This is a genomic window from Enterobacter sp. WI-ESBL-E8 (assembly GCF_053364895.1).
Window position 1 is genome coordinate 4,655,013 of sequence record NZ_JBRWXJ010000001.1, and the last position, 23,674, is coordinate 4,678,686.

A 23,674-nucleotide genomic window follows, 5' to 3' on the forward strand; every position below is an offset into this window, starting at 1 on the left:
GTTCTCTTTCTGTTGTTCAGGTTGGGTGCGCTCTGATGCCCTCACCCCAGCCCTCTCCCACGGGGAGAGGGAGAAAAGTTAGTCGCACTATTTTACCCCGTAGTGTACGTCCTGGCGGCGGGTAAACGCCATTATGTTATCCATATCACTCTAAATTGTTTTTTTGATGTTACCAAAAGCGCGTTCCTTTGCTATTATGAGCGATATCGAACATTTCTGAGCTTTAACGAAAGTGCGTGAGGGTGTTATGGAAACCAAAGATCTGATTGTGATAGGCGGTGGCATCAACGGTGCCGGTATTGCGGTCGACGCCGCAGGACGCGGATTATCCGTGCTGATGCTGGAAGCTAACGATCTCGCCTGCGCGACGTCGTCCGCCAGCTCCAAACTGATTCACGGTGGCCTGCGCTACCTGGAACACTACGAATTCCGCCTGGTCAGTGAAGCACTGGCCGAACGTGAAGTGCTGCTGAAAATGGCGCCGCATCTGGCTATTCCGATGCGCTTCCGCCTGCCCCATCGCCCGCATCTGCGTCCGGCGTGGATGATCCGAATCGGTCTGTTTATGTACGATCATCTGGGTAAACGCACCAGCCTGCCGGGGTCGACCGGTTTGCGTTTTGGCTCAGAATCGGTCCTTAAGCCTGAAATCGTGCGCGGTTTCGAATATTCCGACTGCTGGGTGGACGATGCCCGCCTGGTGCTGGCCAATGCGCAGATGGTCGAGAAGAAAGGCGGCGAGGTGAAAACCCGCACCCGCGCGACCGCTGCCCGTCGTGAAAACGGCCTGTGGATTGTCGAAGCGGAAGATATCGATACCGGCGAGAAGTTCAGCTGGAAAGCGCGCGGCCTGGTGAACGCCACCGGTCCGTGGGTGAAGCAGTTCTTTGACGACGGCATGCATCTGCCTTCGCCGTACGGCATTCGCCTGATCAAAGGCAGCCATATTGTGGTGCCGCGCGTGCATACGCAGAAACAGGCCTACATTCTGCAGAACGAAGACAAGCGCATCGTGTTTGTGATCCCGTGGATGGACGAGTTCTCGATCATCGGCACCACCGACGTGGAGTACAAAGGCGATCCGAAAAACGTCGAAATCGACGAGAGCGAAGTGAATTACCTGCTCAAAGTCTATAACGCGCACTTTAAGAAACAGCTGTCGCGCGATGACGTGGTCTGGACCTACTCCGGCGTGCGTCCGCTGTGCGACGACGAATCGGATTCCCCGCAGGCCATCACCCGCGACTATACGCTCGATATTCACGACGTGGACGGCCAGGCGCCGCTGCTGTCGGTGTTTGGCGGCAAGCTCACCACCTACCGCAAGCTGGCCGAGCACGCGCTGGAGAAACTGGCGCCGTACTACAAAGGCATTGGCCCGGCATGGACCAAAGGCGCGGTACTGCCCGGCGGTGATATCGGCGATAACCGCGATGATTACGCCGCGAAGCTGCGTCGTCGCTTCCCGTTCATCACCGAAGGAATGGCGCGTCACTATGCCCGCACCTACGGCAGCAATACCGAGCTGTTGCTGGGCGATGCAAAAGAGATTGCGGATCTGGGCGAACATTTCGGCCACGAGCTGTACGAAGCCGAACTGCGCTATCTGGTCGAACACGAATGGGTTCGTCGCCTGGACGATGCAATCTGGCGTCGTACCAAAGAAGGGATGTGGCTCAACGCCGAGCAGCAGTCCCGCGTGGCGCAGTGGTTGCTGCAGAACGCGGGGAAGCGTGAGCTGTCGTTGGCGTCTTGATGCGAAAAAAAGCCCGGTGGCGCTACCGCTTACCGGGCCTACGGGATCGAGTAGGCCGGGTAAGGCGTAGCCGCCACCCGGCTTTGTTTTTACAACCTCACCGGATCAATATGCCAGATCGTATCGGCATACTCCTTGATGGTCCTGTCGGACGAGAAATAGCCCATATTGGCAATGTTATACATCGCGGCACTGGTCCACTTCTCCTGCTGACGGTACAGATCGTCCACCTTATCCTGACAGTCCACGTAGCTGCGATAATCCGCCAGCACCTGATAGTGATCGCCAAAGTTAATCAGCGAGTCCACCAGATCGCGATAGCGGCTCGGCTCGTCAGGGCTAAACACGCCGGTTGCGATCTGCGTCAGCACCTGGCGTAACTCCTCATCCTCTTCGTAATATTGACGCGGCGAGTAGCCTTTCCTGCGCAGCGCCTCCACCTCTTCCGTCGTATTACCGAAGATAAAGATATTTTCTTCCCCCACATGCTCCAGCATCTCGACGTTCGCCCCGTCCAGCGTGCCGATGGTCAGGGCGCCGTTAAGGGCAAACTTCATGTTGCTGGTGCCGGACGCTTCCGTACCCGCCGTGGAAATCTGCTCGGAGAGATCCGCCGCCGGGATGATCAGCTGCGCCAGGCTGACGCTGTAGTTCGGGATAAACACCACCTTCAGCTTGTCGCCAATCTCCGGGTCCTGGTTAACCACCTTCGCCACGTCGTTGATGAGATGAATAATGTGCTTCGCCATGTAGTAGGCGGAGGCCGCCTTGCCGGCAAAGATCTTCACGCGCGGCACCCATTCCGCCGTAGGATCGGCCTTGATGCGGTTGTAGTGGGTGATCACGTGCAGCACGTTCATCAGCTGACGCTTGTATTCGTGAATGCGTTTGATCTGCACGTCGAACAGCGCTTTCGGGTTTGCCACCACGTTGAGGTGCATCGCCAGCCAGACCGCCAGGCGCTTTTTGTTCAGCAGCTTGGCTTCGCGCACGGCTTTATTCACCGTCGGGAAATCGATGTGCTGTTCAAGCTCGCTCAGCTGGCTCAAATCGGTACGCCAGGTGCGGCCGATATTCTCGTCCAGCACCTCAGACAGCGGCTGGTTGGCCAGCGCCAGCCAGCGGCGCGGCGTAACGCCGTTTGTCACGTTGCAGAAGCGCGTCGGGAAGATCTTCGCGAAGTCCGCAAACAGCGACTGCACCATCAGGTTCGAGTGGAGTTCAGACACCCCGTTTACCTTATGGCTGATCACCACCGCCAGCCAGGCCATGCGCACGCGGCGACCGTTCGATTCATCGATGATGGACGCCCGGCTCAGCAGGCCGGTATCGTTCGGGTACTGCTCCTGCAGGGTCTTGAGGAAGTAGTCGTTAATCTCAAAGATAATCTGCAGATGGCGCGGCAGGATTTTGCCGAGCATATCCACTGGCCACGTTTCCAGCGCTTCGCTCATCAGCGTGTGGTTAGTGTAGGAGAACACCTGACAGGTCACTTCAAACGCGTCATCCCAGCTGAACTTATGCTCGTCGATGAGCAGGCGCATCAGCTCCGGAATGGAGAGCACCGGGTGGGTGTCGTTAAGGTGAATCGCGGTTTTCTCCGCCAGGTTGGCGTAGGTTTTGTGCAGCTGATGGTGGCGGCTGAGGATATCCTGAATCGTCGAGGAGACGAGGAAATACTCCTGACGCAGGCGCAGCTCGCGGCCGGAATAGGTCGAGTCGTCCGGGTACAGCACGCGGGACACGTTCTCGGAGTGGTTTTTATCTTCCACCGCCGCAAAGTAGTCACCCTGGTTGAATTTACCGAGGTTGATTTCGCTACTGGCCTGAGCGCTCCACAGGCGCAGCGTGTTGGTGGCATCGGTGTCGTAACCGGGAATAATCTGGTCGTAGGCCACGGCCAGGATCTCTTCGGTTTCCACCCAGCGGGATTTTTTCCCTTCCTGCTGAATACGCCCGCCAAAGCGCACCTTGTAACGCGTGTTGTGACGTTTAAACTCCCACGGGTTACCGTACTCCAGCCAGTAGTCCGGGGACTCTTTCTGACGCCCGTCGACGATGTTCTGTTTGAACATGCCGTAGTCGTAGCGAATACCGTAGCCGCGGCCCGGCAGCGCCAGCGTCGCCAGCGAGTCGAGGAAGCAGGCGGCAAGACGCCCCAGACCGCCGTTACCGAGGCCCGGGTCGTTCTCTTCGTCGATCAGTTCTTCTAAATCTAACCCCATCTCTTCCAGTGCGGTTTTGACGTCGTCATAAATACCGAGCGACAACAGCGCATTGGACAGCGTGCGGCCAATCAAAAATTCCATCGACAGGTAGTAAACCTGACGCGTTTCCTGCGAGAGCTGGGCGCGGTTTGAGCGCAGCCAGCGTTCCACTAAACGGTCGCGCACCGCAAACAGGGTGGCGTTCAGCCACTCGTGCTTGTTGGCAATAACCGGATCTTTCCCGATGGTGAACATCAGCTTGTAGGCGATGGAGTGCTTTAACGCCTCAACGCTGAGCGTGGGTGAAGAGTAGCTAAATGGAGCGTTCATATCAGTAACTTCGCCTCGTTACATCAAGCGTTGATAGAGATCGCGGTATGATTGCGCCGCGACGTGCCAGCTAAAGTCCATGGACATCGCCTGACGTTGAACGTAACGCCACAGCGATGGACGGGACCACAAGACGAAAGCACGCCGAATCGCCCGAAGCAGCGACCAGGCATTACTGTCCTCGAAGACAAACCCGCTGGCGATACCGTCCGCCAGGTTTTCCAGAGAGCTATCGGATACGGTATCCGCCAGCCCGCCCGTGCGGCGTACCAGCGGCAGGGTGCCGTATTTCAGGCCGTAAAGCTGCGTCAGGCCGCAGGGTTCGAAACGGCTTGGCACCAGGATGACGTCTGCGCCGCCCATAATGCGGTGCGAAAACGCCTCGTGGTAACCAATCTGCACGCCCACCTGGCCAGGATGTTCCGCGGCGGCGGCAAGGAAACCTTCCTGCAGCACCGGGTCGCCCGCACCGAGCAGGGCCAGCTGTCCGCCCTGTTCCAGTAAACCGGGCAGCGCCTCCAGCACCAGATCCAGCCCTTTCTGGCTGGTCAGGCGGCTCACTACCGCAAACAGCGGCACTTTGTCGTTAACCTTCAGGCCCATCGCAATCTGCAGCTGGCGTTTGTTTTCCGCTTTGTCCTCCACGGAATCACGACCGTAGCGCGCCGCCAGCAGAAGATCGGTTTCCGGGCTCCAGATCTGTTCATCCACGCCGTTCAAAATACCCGACAGGCGCCCTTCGCGATGGCGCTGCTGCAGCAGGCCTTCCATACCGTAGCCAAACTCCGGCTGGGTAATTTCGCGGGCGTAGGTTGGGCTCACCGCCGTGATGTGATCGGCGTAGTACAGGCCCGCTTTCAGGAACGAAATTTGCCCGTTAAACTCCAGCCCGTGCATGTTATAGAACGACCATGGCAGATCGATGTCATTCATGTGATGGGCATAGTACATGCCCTGATACGCCAGGTTATGCACGGTAAAGACGGATTTGGCCGGGTGGCCGCGCGCGGCGAGATACGCCGGGGCAAGACCGGCGTGCCAGTCGTGCGCGTGCACCACGTCCGGGCGCCAGAACGGATCCAGCCCCGTCGCCATTTCTGCCCCGACCCAGCCAAGCAGCGCAAAGCGCAGCACGTTGTCGGTATAGGCGAACAGGTTCGTATCGTGATACGGGCTGCCCGGTCGGTCGTATAAGTGCGGCGCGTCGATCAGGTAAATCCCTACGCCATTGTAATGTCCAAACAGCAGGGTGATGCGTCCGGCGAAGGTCTCACGACGCGACACGACTTTTGCATCGGGAATACCGCGCCGAATATCCGGGAAGGCGGGCAGCAGAACTCGGGTATCCACTCCTCCGGCGATTTGCGCCGCCGGTAATGCACCAAGGACATCTGCCAGACCGCCCGTTTTTAACAACGGGAACATCTCAGAACATACGTGTAAAACCTGCATCATCGCTCCTGTTTGATCTGCAGCTTCCGCAACATTTCCCGTGTGACTAACACGATCCCCTCTTCCGAACGGTAGAAACGACGCGCGTCTTCTTCCGCGTTCTCGCCAATGACCATCCCTTCAGGGATGACGCAGGCACGATCGATAACGCAGCGACGCAGACGACACGAGCGCCCTACCCAGACATCCGGCAATAAGACTGCCGAATCGATATTACAGAATGAATTTATCCGCACGCGGGGGAACAGTACCGACTGCACCACCACCGAGCCTGAAATAATGCACCCGCCGGACACCAGCGAGTTCAGCGTCATACCGTGGCTGCCGGAGCGGTCCTGAACGAATTTGGCCGGCGGTAGCGATTCCATATGGGTACGAATCGGCCAGTTCTGGTCGTACATGTCCAGCTCAGGCGTAACCGATGCCAGATCGAGGTTTGCTTTCCAGTACGCTTCCAGCGTTCCCACGTCGCGCCAGTAAGGTTCCGCATTCGGGTCTGACTGCACGCAGGACAGCGGGAAAGGATGTGCATACGCCATGCCAGCTTTGGTGATTTTCGGAATGATGTCTTTACCGAAGTCGTGGCTGGAATTTTCGTCTTTGTCGTCGTCTTCCAGCAGCTCATAAAGATAGTCTGCATCAAAGACATAGATCCCCATGCTGGCGAGCGATTTGGTGTCGTCTCCCGGCATGGTTGGTGGGTTAGCCGGTTTTTCAACGAAGTCGATAATTTTGTCGTCCGCATCCACGTGCATGACGCCAAACGCCGTCGCTTCCGCAACGGGCACCGGCAGACACGCCACGGTGCAGCGTGCCCCTTTTTCGACGTGGTCGATGAGCATATGGGAGTAATCTTGCTTGTAGATGTGGTCCCCGGCGAGGATCACGATGTATTCCGCGCTATAGCGACGAATGATATCGAGGTTCTGCGTGACCGCATCTGCCGTCCCGCGATACCAGTTTTCGCCGTGAACGCGCTGCTGCGCAGGAAGGAGATCGACAAACTCGTTCATCTCTTCGCTGAAGAATGACCAGCCGCGCTGAATATGCTGAACCAGCGTGTGCGACTGATACTGCGTAATGACGCCAATGCGGCGAATACCTGAGTTCAGGCAGTTGGAGAGCGCAAAGTCAATAATGCGGAACTTACCACCAAAGTGAACAGCCGGCTTGGCGCGCTTGATGGTCAAATCTTTCAGACGGGTACCACGCCCGCCCGCAAGTATCAGGGCAACCGTTTTTAATGGTAGCTGGCGTGCCAACATTAAGGGATCGTTTTTCTCTAATCTAACCATGACTAACTCCTTTTTTATCATCTTTGGAATACGCACACTCCGTGCGCAGGCCCGTGCCAGACAGCCATTACTACCGGATTATCCGCTCCGGCAAAGGGGGGAACGGCGCGCCATTCCCCGTCAGGTAAAACAATCTCTGCGACGTCATCCGTCGCGTTCAGCGTGACCAGCCACTTATCCGAGAGCAGGATTTGCAGGCGCGGTACGCCGTGTTGCCACTCTTGCGCGCTTAGCGGTTGCGCGTCTTGATTCAGCCAGCGGACGTTCCCGTCACCCTCTTCCCACCAGCGGTCGGCGGTCAGCGCAGGAATCTGCTGGCGAAGATGGATCAGCGCCGCGGTGAAGTGGATCAACCCGCTGTTCGCTTCTCCCCAGTCGAGCCAGGTTAAGGTGTTGTCCTGGCAATACGCATTGTTGTTACCGTGCTGGCTGTGGCCGTGCTCGTCGCCCGCCAGCAGCATCGGCGTGCCCTGCGACAACAAAAGCGTTGTCAGCAGCGCATGAACGCTGGCGCGTCGCCGCTCGATAACGTCCAGACTTCCGCCTAACCCTTCTATACCATGATTAAAGCTATGGTTATTGTTAGTGCCATCGCGATTCTCCTCGCCGTTTGCCTCATTGTGTTTCTGATTGAAACAAACGCAGTCCCGGAGCGTAAAACCGTCGTGCGCCGTTAACAGATTGACGGTGGCCGACGGGCGTTTACCGTCACGCTTAAAGAGATCGCTGGATGCGGCAAAGCGTCCGGCAAATTCCCCCAGCGACAGATTCCGCTCCAGCCAGAAGCGGCGCACGGCATCGCGATAGTGATCGTTCCACTCGGCAAACAGCGGCGGGAAATTCCCGACCTGATAACCGCCGTCGCCGATGTCCCACGGCTCCGCGATGAGCTTCACCTGCGAGAGCACCGGGCAGTTTTTTATCGCCTCAAACAGCGGCGCCTGCTGGCTAAACGCCGGCGTGCGCCCCATCACGGGCGCCAGGTCGAAACGAAAACCGTCGACGTGGAACGTTTCTACCCAGTATTTCAGGCATTCATAAGCAAAATGCGTGACCGCCGGATGGCTGAGATTGAGCGTGTTGCCGCAGCCGGTCCAGTTCTCGTAATCGCCATCCTGCCTGATCCAATAATAGCTACGGTTATCAATTCCGCGCATGGAGAGCGTTGGTCCATCGAGATCGCTTTCTGCGCTGTGGTTCAGCACCACGTCCAGAATGACCTCAATACCCGCCGCGTGGAGCGCCTTTACCGCATCGCGAAACTCGTCCCGCGCCTTCTCCGGATGGACGGCATAGCGGGGTTCGAGCGCGAACATGGCCAGCGGGTTGTAGCCCCAGTAGTTGCTCAGCCCCAGTCGCTGCAGACGAGGCTCGCTGGCGAAATGCGCCACGGGCAGCAGCTCCAGGGCGGTGATGCCGAGGTGTTTCAGGTAGGCGACCATCGTCGGATGTCCGAGCGCCTTGTAGGTGCCGCGCATCTCTTTGGGGATCGACGGGTGCAGGTACGTCAGCCCTTTGACGTGAGCTTCATAAATGACGGTATTTCCCCACGGCGTGCGCGGCGGGGCATCGTCTTCCCAGTCGTAGAGATCGTTCACCACCACGCCTTTTGGCACGACGGGCGCGCTGTCGCGGTGGTCGGGCTCGCCGTAGCCCACGTGGAACAGCGGGTCGTCTTTAAACTCGCCGTCCACGCGGTGCGCGCACGGGTCAATCAGCAGCTTCGCCGGGTTAAACCAATGGCCCTGCGCGGGGTCCCAGGGACCGTGAACGCGAAAACCGTAGTGCATCCCCGGCCGTCCTCCGGCCAGGTAGCCGTGCCAGGTCTCCCCCGTGCGCGCCGGTAAATCGTAACGGTGCTCGTTACCTTCCCCGTCAAACACGCACAGTTCCACCCGCTCCGCGTGAGCGGAAAAGAGGGTGAAGTTCACCCCCTTTCCGTCAAAGCTCGCCCCGAGCGGTTCGGGTTTACCTGCCGTGAGCTGCGTCATTCGCCCTCCCGCACCAGCCAGATAGTGCTAAGCGGCGGCAGCGTCAGGCTCAGGGAGTTGGGCCGCCCGTGGCTTTCGACGGCATCGCTCTGTACCAGCCCGCCGTTACCGGCATTGCTGCCGTGGTAATGCATGGAGTCGGTATTGAGGATTTCGCGCCATTTACCCGGCTGGTTAATGCCAAAGCGATAGTGCTGGCGCGGCACCGGCGTGAAGTTGCTGGCGACGATAATCTCGTTACCCGCTTTGTCACGGCGCACAAAGACAAACACCGAGCGCTCGTGGTCATCCACCACCAGCCACTCAAAGCCGTACGGATCGAAGTCCAGCTCGTGCAGCGCTTTGTGATGGCGATAGGTCAGGTTCAGGTCCCGGACCAGACGCTGCACCCCGTGGTGCCAGTTGTCGCCGCCCTCCAGCAGATGCCAGTCGAGGCTGGTATCGTGGTTCCACTCGCGTCCCTGGGCGAACTCGTTGCCCATAAACAGCAGTTTTTTGCCCGGGAAAGCAAACATCCAGCCGTAGTAGGCGCGCAGGTTGGCAAACTTCTGCCACGCGTCGCCCGGCATGCGGTCGAGAATGGATTTCTTGCCGTGCACCACTTCGTCGTGGGACAGCGGCAGCATGAAGTTTTCGGTGTAGTTGTAGAGCAGCCCGAACGTCAGCTTGTCGTGATGGTACTGGCGATAAACCGGATCGAGCTTCATGTAGTCGAGCGTGTCGTGCATCCAGCCGAGGTTCCACTTGTACCAGAAGCCCAGTCCCCCCATTGACGGCGGACGGGAGACGCCGGGGAAATCAGTGGACTCTTCCGCCATGGTGACGGCACCGTCGACCTGCTCACCGATAATGCGGTTGGTGCTGCGCAGAAACTCAATCGCTTCCAGGTTTTCACGGCCACCAAACTCGTTCGGGATCCACTCGCCCTCTTTGCGGCTGTAGTCGCGGTAGATCATCGACGCCACCGCATCCACGCGCAGGGCATCAATGCCGAAGCGCTCGATCCAGTACAGCGCGTTCCCGACCAGGTAGTTCGACACTTCACGGCGACCGTAGTTGTAGATCAGCGTATTCCAGTCCTGGTGATAGCCTTCGCGCGGGTCGCTGTGCTCGTACAGCTTGGTGCCGTCAAACTCTGCCAGCGCAAAATCATCCGACGGGAAGTGACCCGGCACCCAGTCGAGGATCACGTTCAGCCCGGCGGCGTGTGCGGCATCAATGAAGTAGCGGAAGTCATCGCGCGTGCCGAAGCGGCGCGTCGGCGCATACAGCCCGGTGGGCTGATAGCCCCAGCTGCCGTCGAACGGGTGTTCATTGACCGGCAGCAGCTCAAGGTGGGTAAAGCCCATCCATTTGGCGTATGGAACAAGCTGGTCGGCCAGCTCCCGGTAGCTCAGCCAGAAGTTGTTATCGGTGTGGCGACGCCATGAGCCGAGATGGACCTCATAAACGGAGATCGGGGCATCAAAGCGGTTGGCCTGCTTGCGTTCCTCCGTCTGGACGACTTTCTCCGGTAGGCCGCAGATCAGCGACGCGGTCTCCGGGCGCATCTGCGCTTCAAAGGCATAAGGGTCGGATTTAATGCGCAGCTTGCCGTTGGCGTCGATCATCTCGAACTTATAGAGCTGCCCGTTGTGCGCCCCGGGGATAAACAGCTCCCAGATGCCGGTTTCGCGGCGCAGGCGCATCGGGTGACGGCGCCCGTCCCAGTAGTTGAACTGTCCGACAACGGAGACGCGCTGGGCATTTGGCGCCCACACGGCAAACCGCGTGCCGGTGATACCGTCCATCGTGTCCGCATGGGCACCCAGCGTTTCATAAGGTCGCAGGTGGGTCCCTTCAGACAGCAGCCAGGCGTCCATCTCTTTTAAGAGCGGGCCAAAACTATAGGGGTCGTCAATCAGGTTTTGCTGGCCGTGCCAGATGACGGCGAGCTGGTAACGAAAGGGGTTTTTACGACGGGGCATTACCCCGGAGAAGAAGCCACGTGAATCGAGGCATTCCAGATTACCCACCTTGCGGCCGGTTTTGGGTTCAATGACCCACACTTCGGTGGCATCCGGTAACAATGCCCGAACTTCCAGACCAGCCTCAGTATGATGCATCCCAAGCACGGAAAAGGGGTCGGCAAAATGACCCGCAATAAGCGCATTAATCACGTCTCTATCCACACGATCGGACATGGTATTCATCCTGTTTTTTTATGTCGTCCTTTTTTAGCGCCTGGGACGACTTTAATGTGACCTGAACGGGCATCCTGTCAGCCCGTCCTAACCTCAGGTAAGAAATGACTCTTCCTTAAAGCATAGCCAACGCTCTACACGACTCCTGATAAAAATAAGACATATGCGTTTTACTCCATGTAGTACGCAAAAAAAGGGGGTGAAAATCACCCCCTCGTAGTTAACAAATTATTACGCTAGCTGGCGCAGCATGCGGCGCAGCGGTTCTGCCGCGCCCCATAAGAGCTGGTCACCCACGGTGAACGCGGAGAGATACTCCGGCCCCATGTTCAGCTTACGCAGACGGCCAACCGGCGTGGTCAGCGTGCCGGTAACGGCCGCAGGGGTCAGTTCGCGCATGGTGATATCGCGATCGTTTGGCACCACTTTCGCCCACGGGTTGTGCGCGGCCAGCAGCTCTTCCACGGTCGGAATAGACACATCTTTTTTCAGTTTAATGGTGAAGGCCTGGCTGTGGCAGCGCAGCGCGCCGATGCGCACGCACAGGCCGTCAACCGGAATGGTGTTCGCGGTCGCGAGAATTTTGTTGGTCTCGGCCTGGCCCTTCCACTCTTCGCGGGTCTGGCCGTTATCCAGCTGTTTGTCGATCCACGGGATCAGACCACCGGCCAGCGGTACGCCAAAGTTATCCACCGGCAGCTCGCCGCTGCGGGTCAGCTGAGTGACTTTACGCTCGATATCCAGAATCGCGGACGCCGGGTTTGCCAGCTCGGTCGCGACGCTCTGGTGCAGCTGGCCCATCTGGGTCAGCAGCTCGCGCATATGACGCGCGCCGCCGCCGGACGCCGCCTGGTAGGTCGCCACGGAGACCCACTCCACCAGGTCCTGCGCGAACAGGCCGCCCAGCGACATCAGCATCAGGCTGACGGTACAGTTGCCGCCGACAAAGGTTTTCACGCCGTTGTTCAGGCCGTCGGTAATGACGCCCTGGTTAACCGGGTCGAGAATGATGATGGCATCGTCTTTCATACGCAGCGAAGAGGCCGCGTCAATCCAGTAGCCCTGCCAGCCGCTTTCACGCAGCTTTGGATAGATTTCGTTGGTATAATCGCCGCCCTGGCAGGTGACAATAATGTCGAGTGCCTTCAGCGCTTCCAGATCGTACGCATCCTGCAACGTGCCTGTGGTACCACCAAAGGACGGAGCAGCCTGGCCGAGCTGGGAAGTGGAGAAGAAGACCGGGCGGATAGCGTCGAAATCGCGCTCTTCAACCATGCGTTGCATGAGTACAGAGCCGACCATACCGCGCCAGCCGATAAAACCAACGTTTTTCATAGCATTTTTTTCCTGCTGAGGGTGTGTGCTGTTTGTGCAAGCCAGTATTGAACTGGGATATGCTTCACATTACAAAATGCTGCCAAAGTCGCAAGCGAAATTAATCGATGATTGCCCGGCAATCAGAAATACAGCTAATCATCATAATAACCATAGAGAGTTTCAGGGATAATTTACATGAGTGAAATCATTTCCGCCGCGGTTTTATTGATCCTGATAATGGATCCGCTGGGCAACCTGCCAATCTTCATGTCGGTGCTGAAGCACACCGAGCCGAAGCGCCGCCGGGCGATCATGATCCGCGAGCTGCTTATCGCCCTGCTGGTGATGTTTATCTTCCTGTTTGCGGGGGAAAAAATCCTCGCGTTCCTGAACCTGCGTGCCGAAACCGTGTCGATTTCCGGCGGGATTATTCTGTTCCTGATTGCGATTAAGATGATTTTCCCGAGCGCGGAAGGCAGCAGCAGCGGCCTGCCCGCGGGTGAAGAGCCGTTTATTGTGCCGCTGGCGATTCCCCTCGTTGCCGGGCCGACCATTCTGGCCACGCTGATGCTACTGTCGCATCAGTATCCGAATCAGATGAGCCATCTGGTGATTGCCCTGCTGATTGCCTGGGGCGGGACATTTATTATCCTGCTGCAGTCGTCGCTGTTCCTGCGCCTGCTCGGGGAGAAAGGGGTAAACGCGCTGGAGCGTCTGATGGGGCTGATTCTGGTGATGATGGCGACGCAGATGTTCCTGGACGGGATCCGGGCATGGATGAAGGGCTAGGTAAAAGCAAAATGGCCACTACGTGGCCATTTTTAGTGTTTGCTCCCTCTCCCTGTGGGAGAGGGCCGGGGTGAGGGCATCAGGCCGCAGAGGACAGCCCATCTAACCCTTACGAATCAAATACCGGTACGGCAGCGCGTCGGTTTGCTGGGCCACCAGCTCATGCTCCATAAAGGTACAAAAACCGGGGATATCGCGCGTGGTGGCCGGGTCGTCAGCGACGATCAGCAGCGTTTCACCGGTCTGCATGTTGCGCACGGTTTTACGTACCATCATTACCGGTTCCGGGCAGCGAAGGCCCTGGGCATCAAGGGTGTGGTCTGGGCTGGAAAACAGGTCGGTCATGATCTTCTCGGTCAGGTAAAAACGGCTGTAGTTTACGCCCCGTTGCAGTCAATGCAAACCAGGTTAACGATTGCGTAAAAACTAACCATTGCAATGTCCTGCCAAAGCAGTATCATGCTGCGGTTTTTATTGGGTTCCCTCACCCCAACGTATAAAAAGGTCACAATATGACGCAGTTTTCTGAATCGCAGCGCGTAAAAGCGTTGTTCTGGCTTTCCCTTTTTCACCTGCTGGTGATTACCTCCAGTAACTATCTGGTGCAGCTCCCCATCTCCATTTTTGGTTTTCACACCACCTGGGGCGCGTTCAGTTTTCCGTTTATTTTCCTCGCCACGGATTTAACCGTACGTATTTTTGGCGCACCGCTGGCCCGCCGCATTATTTTTGCCGTCATGCTTCCGGCGCTGTTCATCTCGTACGTGGTGTCCTCCCTGTTTTATATGGGAAGCTGGCAGGGCTTCGAGGCGTTAACCCACTTCAACCTGTTTGTTGCCCGTATCGCCGCGGCGAGCTTTATGGCCTACGCGCTGGGGCAGATCCTCGACGTGCACGTGTTTAACCGCCTGCGTCAGAACCATCGCTGGTGGATGGCGCCCACTGCCTCGACGCTGTTCGGTAACGTGAGCGATACGCTGGCCTTCTTCTTCATCGCCTTCTGGCGCAGCCCGGACGCGTTTATGGCCGAACACTGGATGGAAATCGCGCTGGTTGACTACTGCTTCAAGGTGCTCATCAGCATTGTCTTCTTCCTGCCTATGTACGGCGTGCTGCTGAATATGCTGCTGAAAAGGCTGGCAGATAAATCTGAAATCACGGCATTGCAGGCTGGTTAAGGGTTCGCTTTATCAGTTGTGATAAGATGATCGAATGAGCCGTTATGGCCGTTTATCGAAAGGAAGAAGTCAATGCGCAATCTGGTTAAATATGTCGGGATTGGCCTGCTGGTTGTGGGTCTTGCAGCCTGTGATAACAGCGACACGAAAACGCCTGCTCAGGGCGCATCCGCAGAGAGCAATGCGACCGGTCAGCCGGTGAATCTGATGGATGGCAAACTCAGTTTCTCTCTGCCAGCCGATATGACTGACCAGAGCGGCAAGCTGGGCACCCAGGCAAACAATATGCACGTTTACTCCGACGCAACCGGGCAGAAAGCGGTCATTGTGATTGTGGGCGACGACACCAGCGAAGACCTGGCCGTACTGTCCAAACGTCTGGAAGATCAGCAGCGCGGCCGCGATCCACAGCTGCAGGTGGTTACCAATAAGTCCATCGAACTGAAAGGCCACACGCTGCAGCAGCTGGACAGCATCATCTCCGCTAAAGGCCAGACCGCCTACTCTTCCGTGGTGCTGGGCAAGGTTGATAACAAACTGCTGACCCTGCAGATCACCCTGCCAGCGGAAGATCAGCAGAAAGCGCAGACGGCTGCTGAAAACATCATTAATACCATCGTGATCCAGTAAGTCTTCACGATGATGACGTGGCCTCCGTTGCCTGCACCGGGGGCCATTTTTTTAGCCGCCACGTCAGCATCAGGGCGATAACCACCAGGCCCGCCGCGGCAAGATAGATAACCGGAACCCCTGCCCAGCTCATCACCAGCCCCGCCAGCGGGCCGGTAATCCCTAAAGACATATCCATAAAGACCGTATAGGTCGCCAGCGCCGCCCCCTGGTTCTGCTGCGGCACGGCTTTGACCGCCACCACGCCCAGCGCCGGGAAGACCAGTGAAAAACCCGCCCCCGCGAGGAAGACGCCCACTTTCGCGACCCACGGCACCACGGCGATGCCGGTCAACAGCAGCCCGACAATCTCGACCGCAAAACAGATCATCGCCACATTCAGCCCGCCCAGGCGGTTGATACCGTTAGGGAAAAGTAAACGCGCGCCCACAAAGGCGCAGCTGAACAGGGTTAGCGCAAAGGCTGCGCCGTCCCAGCCTTTGGCGTCGTAGAACAGGGTAATGAAGGTCGCAATGACACCGAAGCCGGTGGTCGCCAGCGCCAGCGCCATACCGTACGGCCAGACGCGCCCCAGCACCGCCCGAAACGGCAGCGGCTTGCCCTTGCTGGCCTTCACCTTCGGGCGCGGCAGCGCAAAGAGGATCGCCAGAAGCGCGACCGCCATAATGGTGATAGCCAGCCCGTACAGGCCGCCAAACGCATAGCAGACCACGCCGAGCGGCGCACCGAGCGCCATCGCGCCGTAGGTAACAATACCGTTCCAGGAGATCACCCGGCCAATGTGCGGCGCGCCGACTACCCCCACGCCCCACAGCGTTGACCCGGTTCCCGCTAGGCTTTGACCAATACCCAGGATAACGCGCCCCAGGCAGAGCAGCACCAGGCTGACCAGCGGCCAGTGGCTGGTTGTGGCAGCCAGCAGGTAGCTCAGGCCGCTGAGGAAACAGCCGCACAGCCCGACTACCACGATGCTTTTTGGACCGAACGCGTCCGCGTAGCGCCCGGCATGCGGGCGGCTCAGGAGCGTTGCGAAATACTGCAGGCTAATCACCAGCCCCGCCCAGAAGGCGCTAAAGCCCATGACGTCATGGACATAGCCCGGCAAGACCGCCAGCGGCAGGCCAATGGTCAGATAGCTGGCAAAGTTGAAAATAACGACGGAAACGATGCGCAGATTGAGGCGCAGTCCGCTCAGTGCCGGTTCAGCGGCAGGTTCGGGCATGGGGTTCTACCTGATTTTTTGCAACAGTGTTTCACTATTACCACGCCACAATAAGAAAATCAGCACCGACTTTCAGATTAACGGATCCAGACGAAGCGAAGCCCGGGCACTACACTTACCGGGTCATCACACTAAGGAACGCGCATGACTCCTAATCCGTCCGACAAAGCAGGACTCCACATCTTATTAAAACTCGCCTGTCTGGTGGTTATTCTTGCGGGTATCCATTCTGCCGCCGACATTATTGTTCAGCTCCTGCTGGCGCTCTTTTTTGCCATTGTGCTTAATCCCCTGGTCACCTGGTTTTTACGCCGGGGCATCAGCCGACCGGTGGCGATCACCATCGTAGTTATCGTCATGCTGATTGCCCTGACGGCGCTTTTCGGCGTGCTGGCGGCCTCGCTGAGCGAGTTCTCAACGATGCTGCCGCAGTACAACAAAGAGCTGACGCGGAAGATCGTGGCGCTGCAGGAGATGGTGCCCTTCCTTAATCTGCATATCTCACCCGAACGGATGCTGCGCCGGATGGATTCAGAGAAGGTCATGACCTACGCCACCACCTTGATGACGGGGCTTTCCGGCGCGATGGCCAGCATTCTTCTGCTGGTCATGACGGTGGTGTTTATGCTGTTCGAAGTGCGCCACGTTCCCTATAAGCTGCGCTTTGCGCTGAATAATCCACAAATTCACATTGCCGGCTTACACCGGGCGCTGAAGGGCGTTTCCAAATATCTGGCGCTGAAAACGCTCCTGAGCGTATGGACCGGGGTCATTGTCTGGCTGGGGCTGATGCTGATGGACGTACAGTTCGCGCTGATGTGGGGCGTGCTGGCCTTTCTGCTGAACTACGTGCCGAATATTGGCGCGGTGCTCTCTGCCGTACCGCCGATGATTCAGGCGTTTCTGTTTAACGGTTTCTACGAATGCATGCTAGTCGGCGCGCTGTTCCTCGTGGTGCACATGGTGCTGGGCAATATTCTTGAGCCGCGCATGATGGGACACCGGCTCGGCATGTCGACGCTGGTGGTGTTTTTATCCTTACTGGTTTGGGGATGGCTGCTGGGCCCGGTCGGCATGCTGCTCTCGGTCCCTCTGACCAGCGTGTGTAAGATCTGGATGGAGACCACCAAAGGCGGCAGCAAGCTGGCCATTCTGCTGGGGCCAGGCAGACCTAAAAGCCGGCTTCCGGGTTAAGCGTCTGGGGTAGAACGGAACATTACTCTACGGGAAATTTTTAGGAGAAACGTTATTCGCAAGCCTGCGACAACACTGTACGATGTACGCTGAAACATCGCGCTTGCGAAGAAAACATTACAGAAACAGGTTTATCGCGGACGCGCTTAGATGAAATTCACACTCTCTATTATCGACTGGCAGGCAAGAGCGCCAGGACTCAGCGATGCCGATGCATGGCAGGCATGGTCGCGCCAGTCCGAAGCCATCGATCCCGCCGCGCCGCTTGCGAAACCGACCGAACTGCCGATGATGACCGCCCGCCGCCTCAATTCAGGCAGCAAGCTGGCGGTCGACATCGGCCTTGCGATGCTTCGCAAACATCGTATTGATGCCGTGGTCTACAGCAGTCGCCATGGCGAACTTGAACGCAACTATCGTATTCTGCACGCGCTGGCGACGAAGCAACCCGTCTCCCCCACCGATTTTGCGATGTCCGTCCACAATGCCGCGGTAGGCAATCTCACGATTACCGCGGGTCAGCCGATTGTCTCATCCTCGGTCTCCGCCGGTATGGACACTTTCCAGCAAAGTTTGTGCGAAGTGTTGAGCTTGCTCCACGCGGGCTACGCCCGCATTTTGCTGGTTGATTTTGACGGCGTACTGCCCGAGTTTTATCAAACCGCACTCCCGCCGCAGATGCCCGTCTGGCCTTACGCCCTTGCGCTAGTGATTGAAGCCGGAGACACGCTCTGCTGTGAAACCCGCCCCGCAAGCGCAGGTGAAGAGCCGGCGCTGCCGCAAAGCCTGCAGTTCCTTCGACATTATCTGAGCGACGCGCAGCAATTTGCCCTTGCGGGCGAGCGTTTGCAGTGGCAGTGGACGCGCTAATGAGCCGGTTCCTGTCCCGTCTCGATCGGTTATGGCGCATGCTGATGACCGGATTCTGCTTCGCGCTGTTTGGCCTCGGCGGGCTGCTGCTGTCGCTGGTCTGGTTTAACCTGCTGCTGGTTTTCCAGCGCGATCGCGCGAAGCGCCGCCGGCTGGCGCGACGCAGCATTTCCGCCAGCTTTCGGCTGTTCCTGGCGGTCGTTCGCGGGACTGGCGTACTGGATTACCGCTTTACTAACCTGGACGTTCTGCGCGCCGAGCGCGGCTGCCTGGTGATAGCGAACCACCCTTCGCTGCTGGACTATGTGATCCTCGCGTCGGTCATGAACGAAACCGACTGTCTGGTGAAAAGCGCGCTGCTGCGTAACCCCTTTGTCAGCGGCGTGATCCGCTCAGCCGACTACCTGATCAACAGCGAAGCAGAAACGCTGCTTCGTGCCAGCCAGCAGCGCCTGGCGCAGGGGGAGACTCTGCTTATCTTTCCGGAAGGCACCCGCACCCGCGTGGGCGAAGCCATTACCCTGCAGCGGGGAGCGGCGAATATCGCCGTTCGTTGCAACCGCTCCCTGCGCGTGGTGGTGATCCACTGCAGCGAACGCATGCTGGATAAACAGAGTCGCTGGTACAATGTGCCGCCCAAAAAACCTGTTTTTACCGTGGATGTTCGCGAACGCATCAACATTCATGATTTTTACGATGCAAGCCAGCATGAACCTGCGCTGGCGGCAAGGCAGTTAAACCGGCATATGCAGCAGCAATTAACATCCGGTCTTCAATCTTTGTCAGGAATGAAAGATGCAAGCGCTCTACCTTGAAGTTAAGAATCTCATTATCTCTACGCTGAATCTGGAAGAACTTACCCCAGAGGATATCGATACCGACGCTCCGCTGTTTGGCGACGGACTGGGTCTGGACTCTATTGATGCCCTGGAGCTGGGGCTGGCCGTGAAAAATCAGTACGGCGTAGTGCTTTCTGCCGAAAGTGACGAGATGCGTCAGCACTTCTATTCCGTCGCCACGCTCGCTGCTTTTATCCATCAACAACGCGCCTGAGAATGACCCGCTATGACAGAACAAGAAACGATTTATCAGGAAGTCTCTGCGCTTCTTATTAAGCTGTTTGAACTCGACCCTGAGGACATCACACCACAAGCCCGGCTTTACGAAGATCTGGATCTCGACAGCATTGATGCCGTCGACATGGTGGTTAACCTGCAGAAGAAAACGGGTCATAAAATTAAACCTGAAACCTTCAAAGCGGTGCGTACCGTTCAGGACATCGTGGACGTTGTGGAACAGCTCCAGCGCGAAGCCTGACGTGCCTTCCCTTCCGCTCATCCCGATACTGACGGGTCTGATGCTGCTGGCATGGCCGTTTTTGATTGGCTATGGCCTTGCAAGCCACCGTTTGCAGTGGATATTGCCCGTCATGGCGCTGGCGCTACTGCTGCGTTTATATCAGGCGCGCCGGCATCGCGGTCCTCTGCGCTACGTGCTCCTGAGCGTAACCCTGGCCGGGGTGGTGCTGTGCATGGCGAGCGCGCTTCTGCACGCTCACCAGTGGGTACTGTTTTATCCGGTGGTCGTCAATCTGGTGATGCTGTTGGTGTTTGGGGGGTCGCTATGGACAACCATGCCGATGGTAGAACGGCTGGCGCGGATACGTGAACCCCATCTGTCGCCGGCAGGGGTTCGCTACACCCGCAAGGTCACTCAAGTCTGGTGCGGCTTTTTTATCGGCAACGGGGCAATCGCGCTGTTTACCGTGCTGTACGCCGACATGCGCCTGTGGACGCTGTGGAACGGGGTAATTGCCTACATCCTGATGGGAACGCTGATGGCCTCCGAGTGGCTGGTGCGCCAGCGGGTAATGAAAAGAGAGAACGATGCGTAAACCTCTTCCTCTTAGCCAGTGGCTAAATGCCCCGCGTCCAGAAGACGCGCCGATCGCCTGGCTCGACGAACGAGTCTGGACGCTCGGCGACCTGCGCCACGATGTGACTCAGCTGGTCGAGATGCTGCGTCAGGAGGAGGGCGAACGCTGGGCGCTCTGCTTTGAAAACGGCTACCTTTTTATCGTCGCCCTGCTGGCGACGCTGCATGCGGGTAAAACGCCCGTGCTCCCCGGCCACAGCCGGGCTGCGCAGCTTAACGAACAGCGGGCCATGTTCAGCGGCGTTCTGAGCGACGCCACGCTCGACTTTTCGGGGCGCCAGCGGCTGGTGGTTTCCACGCCGCGGACAGACAACGCCTTTTCTCCCCTGCCCGCCATTGACGATACGCGCGCTATCGAGCTTTTCACCTCTGGCTCCACCGGCTCGCCGCAGCGGGTCATTAAGCCGATTATCAGTCTGGATCGTGAAGCCTGTTTACTCGCCGAGCGGTTTGGCGAGCGGCTGGCGGGCTGTAGCGTCGTGGCTTCCGTGGTGCTGCATCACCTGTATGGCCTGACGTTTCGCGTCGTCTTACCCATGGCGCTCGGCCTGCCGGTGCATGCCCGCCTGCTTAACTATGCCGAGCAGCTCTCGGCCCTGCCCCACGATAAACGCTATCTTTTCATCAGCAGCCCGGCGTTCCTCAGGCGGCTGGATACGGCACTGGCGGCGCCCCCTGTTGCCCTGCTCTTCTCCGCGGGGGGCGTACTGCCCTGGCGGGATATCACCGCGTTTCAGGGCTGGCTCAACGTCTGGCCGGTTGAAATCTACGGCAGCACCGAAACGGGAGTGATGGGCTGGCGTCACCGTCAGGAAGAGACGACGCTCTGGCAGCCGTTCCCCGGCGTGACGTTCCACGGCGATCGCGTGACGTCGCCGCTGATCCACGAGCCGAAGGGGGAGGTGCTAAATGATATTCTCCATTTCACGGCGGACGGGCAGTTCACCCTCGTCGGGCGCCGAGATCGGATAGTCAAAATTGAGGATAAACGCGTTTCGCTCGATGAGATCGAGCAGCGGTTGCTGGCGCTGGACGGCATCTGCGACGCCGTCGCGCTGGCGGTCACGCGTGGGGGACGCCAGAGTATTGGCGTGCTGCTGGTGCTCAGCGACGCGGCGCGTTTGCACAGAGATAACGTGGGTAAAAATGCGCAGGAATCCGCCTGGCGTCGCGCGCTTCGCCCCTGCCTTGAACCGGTTGCCGTGCCCCGCTACTGGCGGATTGTCGATGAAATCCCGGTCAACAGCATGAACAAGCGTGTTTATGCTCAGCTACAGGAGCTGTTTCATGAAACCCCATGAAATTGAACGCCGCCAGACCCATCCGGAGCATCTGGAGATAACCCTTTATCTCGATCCTGACCTGCTCTGGTTTAAGGGGCATTTTGCCGTCCAGCCGCTGCTTCCGGGCGTTGCACAACTCGACTGGGTGATGCATTACGCCACCACCCTGCTGGCACCGGGCTACCGTTTTCACAGCATTCAGAATGTGAAGTTTGCTGCCCCGCTTTTGCCGGACAACACGGTGACGCTGATCCTGGCCTGGCAGCCCGAACGCCAGATGCTGACCTTCAGCTACCAGCGCCATGCCGGTGACGAACGCCATACCGCCAGCAGCGGGAAGATTCGCCTATGTCAGTAACCTTCCGTCCCTGCGTGCTGATCCCGTGCTACAACCACGGGGCGATGATGCCAGCGGTGCTCTCACGCCTGGCGCCGTTTGACCTCCCGTGCCTGGTGGTGGACGACGGCAGCGAAGAGAGCACGGGCCGCGCGCTTGCGCACCTGGCGGAGCAGTATCCTCAGGTCACGCTACTGCGTCTGGCGAAAAACAGCGGCAAAGGCGCGGCGGTGATGGCGGGACTGCAGGCCTGCGCAGAGCGGGGCTTCAGCCATGCGATCCAGGTGGACGCCGACGGTCAGCACGCGATTGAAGATATCCCCCGCTTTCTGGCGCTTGCGCAGCGTCACCCTGATGCACTGATTTCCGGTCAGCCCGTTTACGATGACTCCATTCCACGCGCGCGCCTCTACGGACGCTGGATAACCCACGTCTGGGTCTGGATTGAAACCCTGTCCCTGCAGCTGAAAGACAGCATGTGCGGCTTTCGGGTCTACCCGATTGCGCCGACTATGCAGCTTGCTGCACGGACGCCGCTCGGCAAGCGGATGGACTTTGATACGGAAGTGATGGTCCGTCTCTACTGGCAGGGCAATCCGAGCTATTTTCTGCCCACCCGCGTCACCTACCCGCCAGACGGTCTATCCCACTTCGATGCGCTAAAAGACAACCTGCGCATCTCGCTGATGCATACCCGTCTGTTCCTGGGCATGCTGCCGCGCATCCCTTCCCTGCTGATGCGCCGTCGCCCGCAGCACTGGGCGCAACAGCGGGAAGTCAAAGGGCTGTGGGGAATGCGCCTGATGCTACGCGTCTGGCAGCTGCTTGGGCGCAGGGCCTTCACCTTCCTGCTGTGGCCGGTCACGGCCGTTTACTGGCTAAGCGCCCGTTCAGCGCGTCAGGCGTCGCGGCAATGGCTGAGGCGCGTTAAGCAGGTTATGGCCCAGCGGCAGATCCCTCAGCCGCCCCGGCTGCACAGCTTTTTCCACTTCCTGCGTTTTGGCCAGGCCATGCTGAATAAAGTGGCCAGCTGGCGCGGGGAGATGCACCTTCATCGCGATCTGGCGTTTGCGCCGGGTGCCAGCGAGGCGCTGGGGCTGGACGATCCTCAGGGCAAACTGCTGCTGGCTTCGCATCTTGGCGATGTGGAAGCCTGCCGGGCGCTGGCCCAGCGTGAAGGGGGGAAAACCATCAACGCGCTGGTCTTTAGCGATAACGCCCAGCGCTTTAAGCAGATCATGGAGGAGATGGCTCCGCAGGCGGGCATTCACCTGATGCCCGTCACCGACATCGGCCCGGAGACCGCTATCCTGCTCAAAGAAAAACTGGATGGCGGAGAGTGGGTAGCCATCGTGGGCGATCGTATCGCCGTCACGCCACAGCGCGGCGGCAGCTGGCGCGTGGTCTGGAGCGATTTTATGGGCCAGCCCGCGCCGTTCCCGCAGGGACCATTTATCCTGGCCTCCATTTTACGCTGTCCGGTGGTGCTGATTTTTGCCCTCAGCCAGCAGGGGAAGCTTACCCTGCACTGTGAACCGTTTGCCGACCCGCTGCTCCTGCCGCGCGGTGAACGCCAGCAGGCGCTGCAGCAGACTGTCGATCGCTACGCGCAGCGGCTGGAGCATTACGCCCTGCTGTCGCCGCTCGACTGGTTTAATTTTTTCGATTTCTGGCAGCTGCCCGAGATCGCCGAGAAGGAGTAAAG

General features: G+C 58.4%; 21 protein-coding genes. 13 read left to right on the forward strand and 8 right to left on the reverse strand.

What is annotated here, in order from left to right; translation table 11 throughout:
• Nucleotides 1-247: 247 nt before the first annotated feature.
• Nucleotides 248-1,756: a glycerol-3-phosphate dehydrogenase gene (glpD, locus tag ACWHWP_RS22250; protein WP_063431224.1), complete on the forward strand. Its 1,509-nt coding sequence runs from the start codon at nucleotides 248-250 to the stop codon at nucleotides 1,754-1,756.
• A gap of 89 nt (nucleotides 1,757-1,845) precedes the next feature.
• Here the strand turns inward: glpD and glgP are convergent, their stop codons facing one another.
• From glgP to asd, 6 genes are all read right to left on the reverse strand, one after another.
• The gene (glgP, locus tag ACWHWP_RS22255; protein ID WP_047345727.1) at nucleotides 1,846-4,293 is read right to left on the reverse strand and encodes a glycogen phosphorylase; all 2,448 of its coding nucleotides are present in this window, start codon (nucleotides 4,291-4,293) and stop codon (nucleotides 1,846-1,848) included.
• A gap of 18 nt (nucleotides 4,294-4,311) precedes the next feature.
• Nucleotides 4,312-5,745 carry a glycogen synthase GlgA gene (glgA, locus tag ACWHWP_RS22260; protein ID WP_059311218.1) on the reverse strand — a complete coding sequence of 478 codons (1,434 nt, stop codon included), beginning with the start codon at nucleotides 5,743-5,745 and terminating at the stop codon, nucleotides 4,312-4,314.
• Complete coding sequence (gene glgC / locus ACWHWP_RS22265; RefSeq protein ID WP_023309510.1) at nucleotides 5,745-7,040, reverse strand: glucose-1-phosphate adenylyltransferase; 1,296 nt, start codon at nucleotides 7,038-7,040, stop codon at nucleotides 5,745-5,747. The genes glgA and glgC overlap by 1 nt, the downstream gene beginning before the upstream one ends.
• Before the next feature lie 17 nt (nucleotides 7,041-7,057).
• Nucleotides 7,058-9,031: a glycogen debranching protein GlgX gene (glgX, locus tag ACWHWP_RS22270; protein ID WP_447856428.1), complete on the reverse strand. Its 1,974-nt coding sequence runs from the start codon at nucleotides 9,029-9,031 to the stop codon at nucleotides 7,058-7,060.
• Nucleotides 9,028-11,214: a 1,4-alpha-glucan branching enzyme gene (gene glgB, locus ACWHWP_RS22275; protein ID WP_047345724.1), complete on the reverse strand. Its 2,187-nt coding sequence runs from the start codon at nucleotides 11,212-11,214 to the stop codon at nucleotides 9,028-9,030. Before glgB ends, glgX begins: the two co-directional genes overlap by 4 nt.
• 231 nt (nucleotides 11,215-11,445) lie before the next feature.
• The gene (gene asd, locus ACWHWP_RS22280; protein ID WP_033146834.1) at nucleotides 11,446-12,549 is read right to left on the reverse strand and encodes an aspartate-semialdehyde dehydrogenase; all 1,104 of its coding nucleotides are present in this window, start codon (nucleotides 12,547-12,549) and stop codon (nucleotides 11,446-11,448) included.
• Nucleotides 12,550-12,726: 177 nt separating this feature from the next.
• Between asd and yhgN the strand changes: the two genes are divergently transcribed.
• Complete coding sequence (gene yhgN, locus ACWHWP_RS22285) at nucleotides 12,727-13,320, forward strand: NAAT family transporter YhgN (RefSeq protein ID WP_003861574.1); 594 nt, start codon at nucleotides 12,727-12,729, stop codon at nucleotides 13,318-13,320.
• 102 nt (nucleotides 13,321-13,422) lie between these two features.
• Here yhgN and tusA read toward each other — a convergent pair whose 3' ends face one another.
• Entirely contained in the window at nucleotides 13,423-13,665 is a 243-nt protein-coding gene (tusA, locus tag ACWHWP_RS22290) for a sulfurtransferase TusA (RefSeq protein ID WP_025759645.1), read from the reverse strand.
• A gap of 167 nt (nucleotides 13,666-13,832) precedes the next feature.
• Here tusA and ACWHWP_RS22295 point away from each other — a divergent pair, with 167 nt between their 5' ends.
• Nucleotides 13,833-14,498, forward strand: coding sequence for a 7-cyano-7-deazaguanine/7-aminomethyl-7-deazaguanine transporter (locus tag ACWHWP_RS22295; protein WP_047345723.1), 666 nt, complete (start codon nucleotides 13,833-13,835; stop codon nucleotides 14,496-14,498).
• A gap of 72 nt (nucleotides 14,499-14,570) precedes the next feature.
• On the forward strand, nucleotides 14,571-15,128 hold the full coding sequence (locus ACWHWP_RS22300; protein ID WP_023309515.1) for a DcrB family lipoprotein: 558 nt from the start codon (nucleotides 14,571-14,573) through the stop codon (nucleotides 15,126-15,128).
• 4 nt (nucleotides 15,129-15,132) lie between these two features.
• Here the strand turns inward: ACWHWP_RS22300 and ACWHWP_RS22305 are convergent, their stop codons facing one another.
• Nucleotides 15,133-16,350, reverse strand: a complete 1,218-nt coding sequence (locus ACWHWP_RS22305) for an MFS transporter (RefSeq protein WP_059311406.1) — start codon at nucleotides 16,348-16,350, stop codon at nucleotides 15,133-15,135.
• A 144-nt stretch (nucleotides 16,351-16,494) separates the two neighbouring features.
• Between ACWHWP_RS22305 and ACWHWP_RS22310 the strand changes: the two genes are divergently transcribed.
• The 9 genes from ACWHWP_RS22310 (at nucleotide 16,495) to ACWHWP_RS22350 (ending at nucleotide 23,672) form a co-directional block, all read left to right on the forward strand.
• On the forward strand, nucleotides 16,495-17,544 hold the full coding sequence (locus ACWHWP_RS22310; protein ID WP_059311407.1) for an AI-2E family transporter: 1,050 nt from the start codon (nucleotides 16,495-16,497) through the stop codon (nucleotides 17,542-17,544).
• Between the two features lie 150 nt (nucleotides 17,545-17,694).
• On the forward strand, nucleotides 17,695-18,414 hold the full coding sequence (locus tag ACWHWP_RS22315; RefSeq protein WP_447856431.1) for a beta-ketoacyl synthase chain length factor: 720 nt from the start codon (nucleotides 17,695-17,697) through the stop codon (nucleotides 18,412-18,414).
• Nucleotides 18,414-19,229: a lysophospholipid acyltransferase family protein gene (locus ACWHWP_RS22320; protein WP_447856433.1), complete on the forward strand. Its 816-nt coding sequence runs from the start codon at nucleotides 18,414-18,416 to the stop codon at nucleotides 19,227-19,229. The genes ACWHWP_RS22315 and ACWHWP_RS22320 overlap by 1 nt, the downstream gene beginning before the upstream one ends.
• Nucleotides 19,210-19,467: a phosphopantetheine-binding protein gene (locus ACWHWP_RS22325; protein ID WP_047345717.1), complete on the forward strand. Its 258-nt coding sequence runs from the start codon at nucleotides 19,210-19,212 to the stop codon at nucleotides 19,465-19,467. The genes ACWHWP_RS22320 and ACWHWP_RS22325 overlap by 20 nt, the downstream gene beginning before the upstream one ends.
• Nucleotides 19,468-19,479: 12 nt before the next feature.
• Nucleotides 19,480-19,731: an acyl carrier protein gene (locus ACWHWP_RS22330; RefSeq protein ID WP_059311410.1), complete on the forward strand. Its 252-nt coding sequence runs from the start codon at nucleotides 19,480-19,482 to the stop codon at nucleotides 19,729-19,731.
• Nucleotides 19,703-20,308: a hypothetical protein gene (locus ACWHWP_RS22335; RefSeq protein ID WP_447856435.1), complete on the forward strand. Its 606-nt coding sequence runs from the start codon at nucleotides 19,703-19,705 to the stop codon at nucleotides 20,306-20,308. Before ACWHWP_RS22330 ends, ACWHWP_RS22335 begins: the two co-directional genes overlap by 29 nt.
• On the forward strand, nucleotides 20,301-21,650 hold the full coding sequence (locus ACWHWP_RS22340; RefSeq protein ID WP_447856437.1) for an AMP-binding protein: 1,350 nt from the start codon (nucleotides 20,301-20,303) through the stop codon (nucleotides 21,648-21,650). The genes ACWHWP_RS22335 and ACWHWP_RS22340 overlap by 8 nt, the downstream gene beginning before the upstream one ends.
• A complete protein-coding gene (locus ACWHWP_RS22345; protein ID WP_059311412.1) occupies nucleotides 21,637-21,990 on the forward strand; it encodes an ApeI family dehydratase in 354 nt (117 codons plus the stop codon). The genes ACWHWP_RS22340 and ACWHWP_RS22345 overlap by 14 nt, the downstream gene beginning before the upstream one ends.
• Entirely contained in the window at nucleotides 21,981-23,672 is a 1,692-nt protein-coding gene (locus tag ACWHWP_RS22350; protein ID WP_447856439.1) for a glycosyltransferase family 2 protein, read from the forward strand. The genes ACWHWP_RS22345 and ACWHWP_RS22350 overlap by 10 nt, the downstream gene beginning before the upstream one ends.
• Nucleotides 23,673-23,674 lie beyond the last annotated feature (2 nt).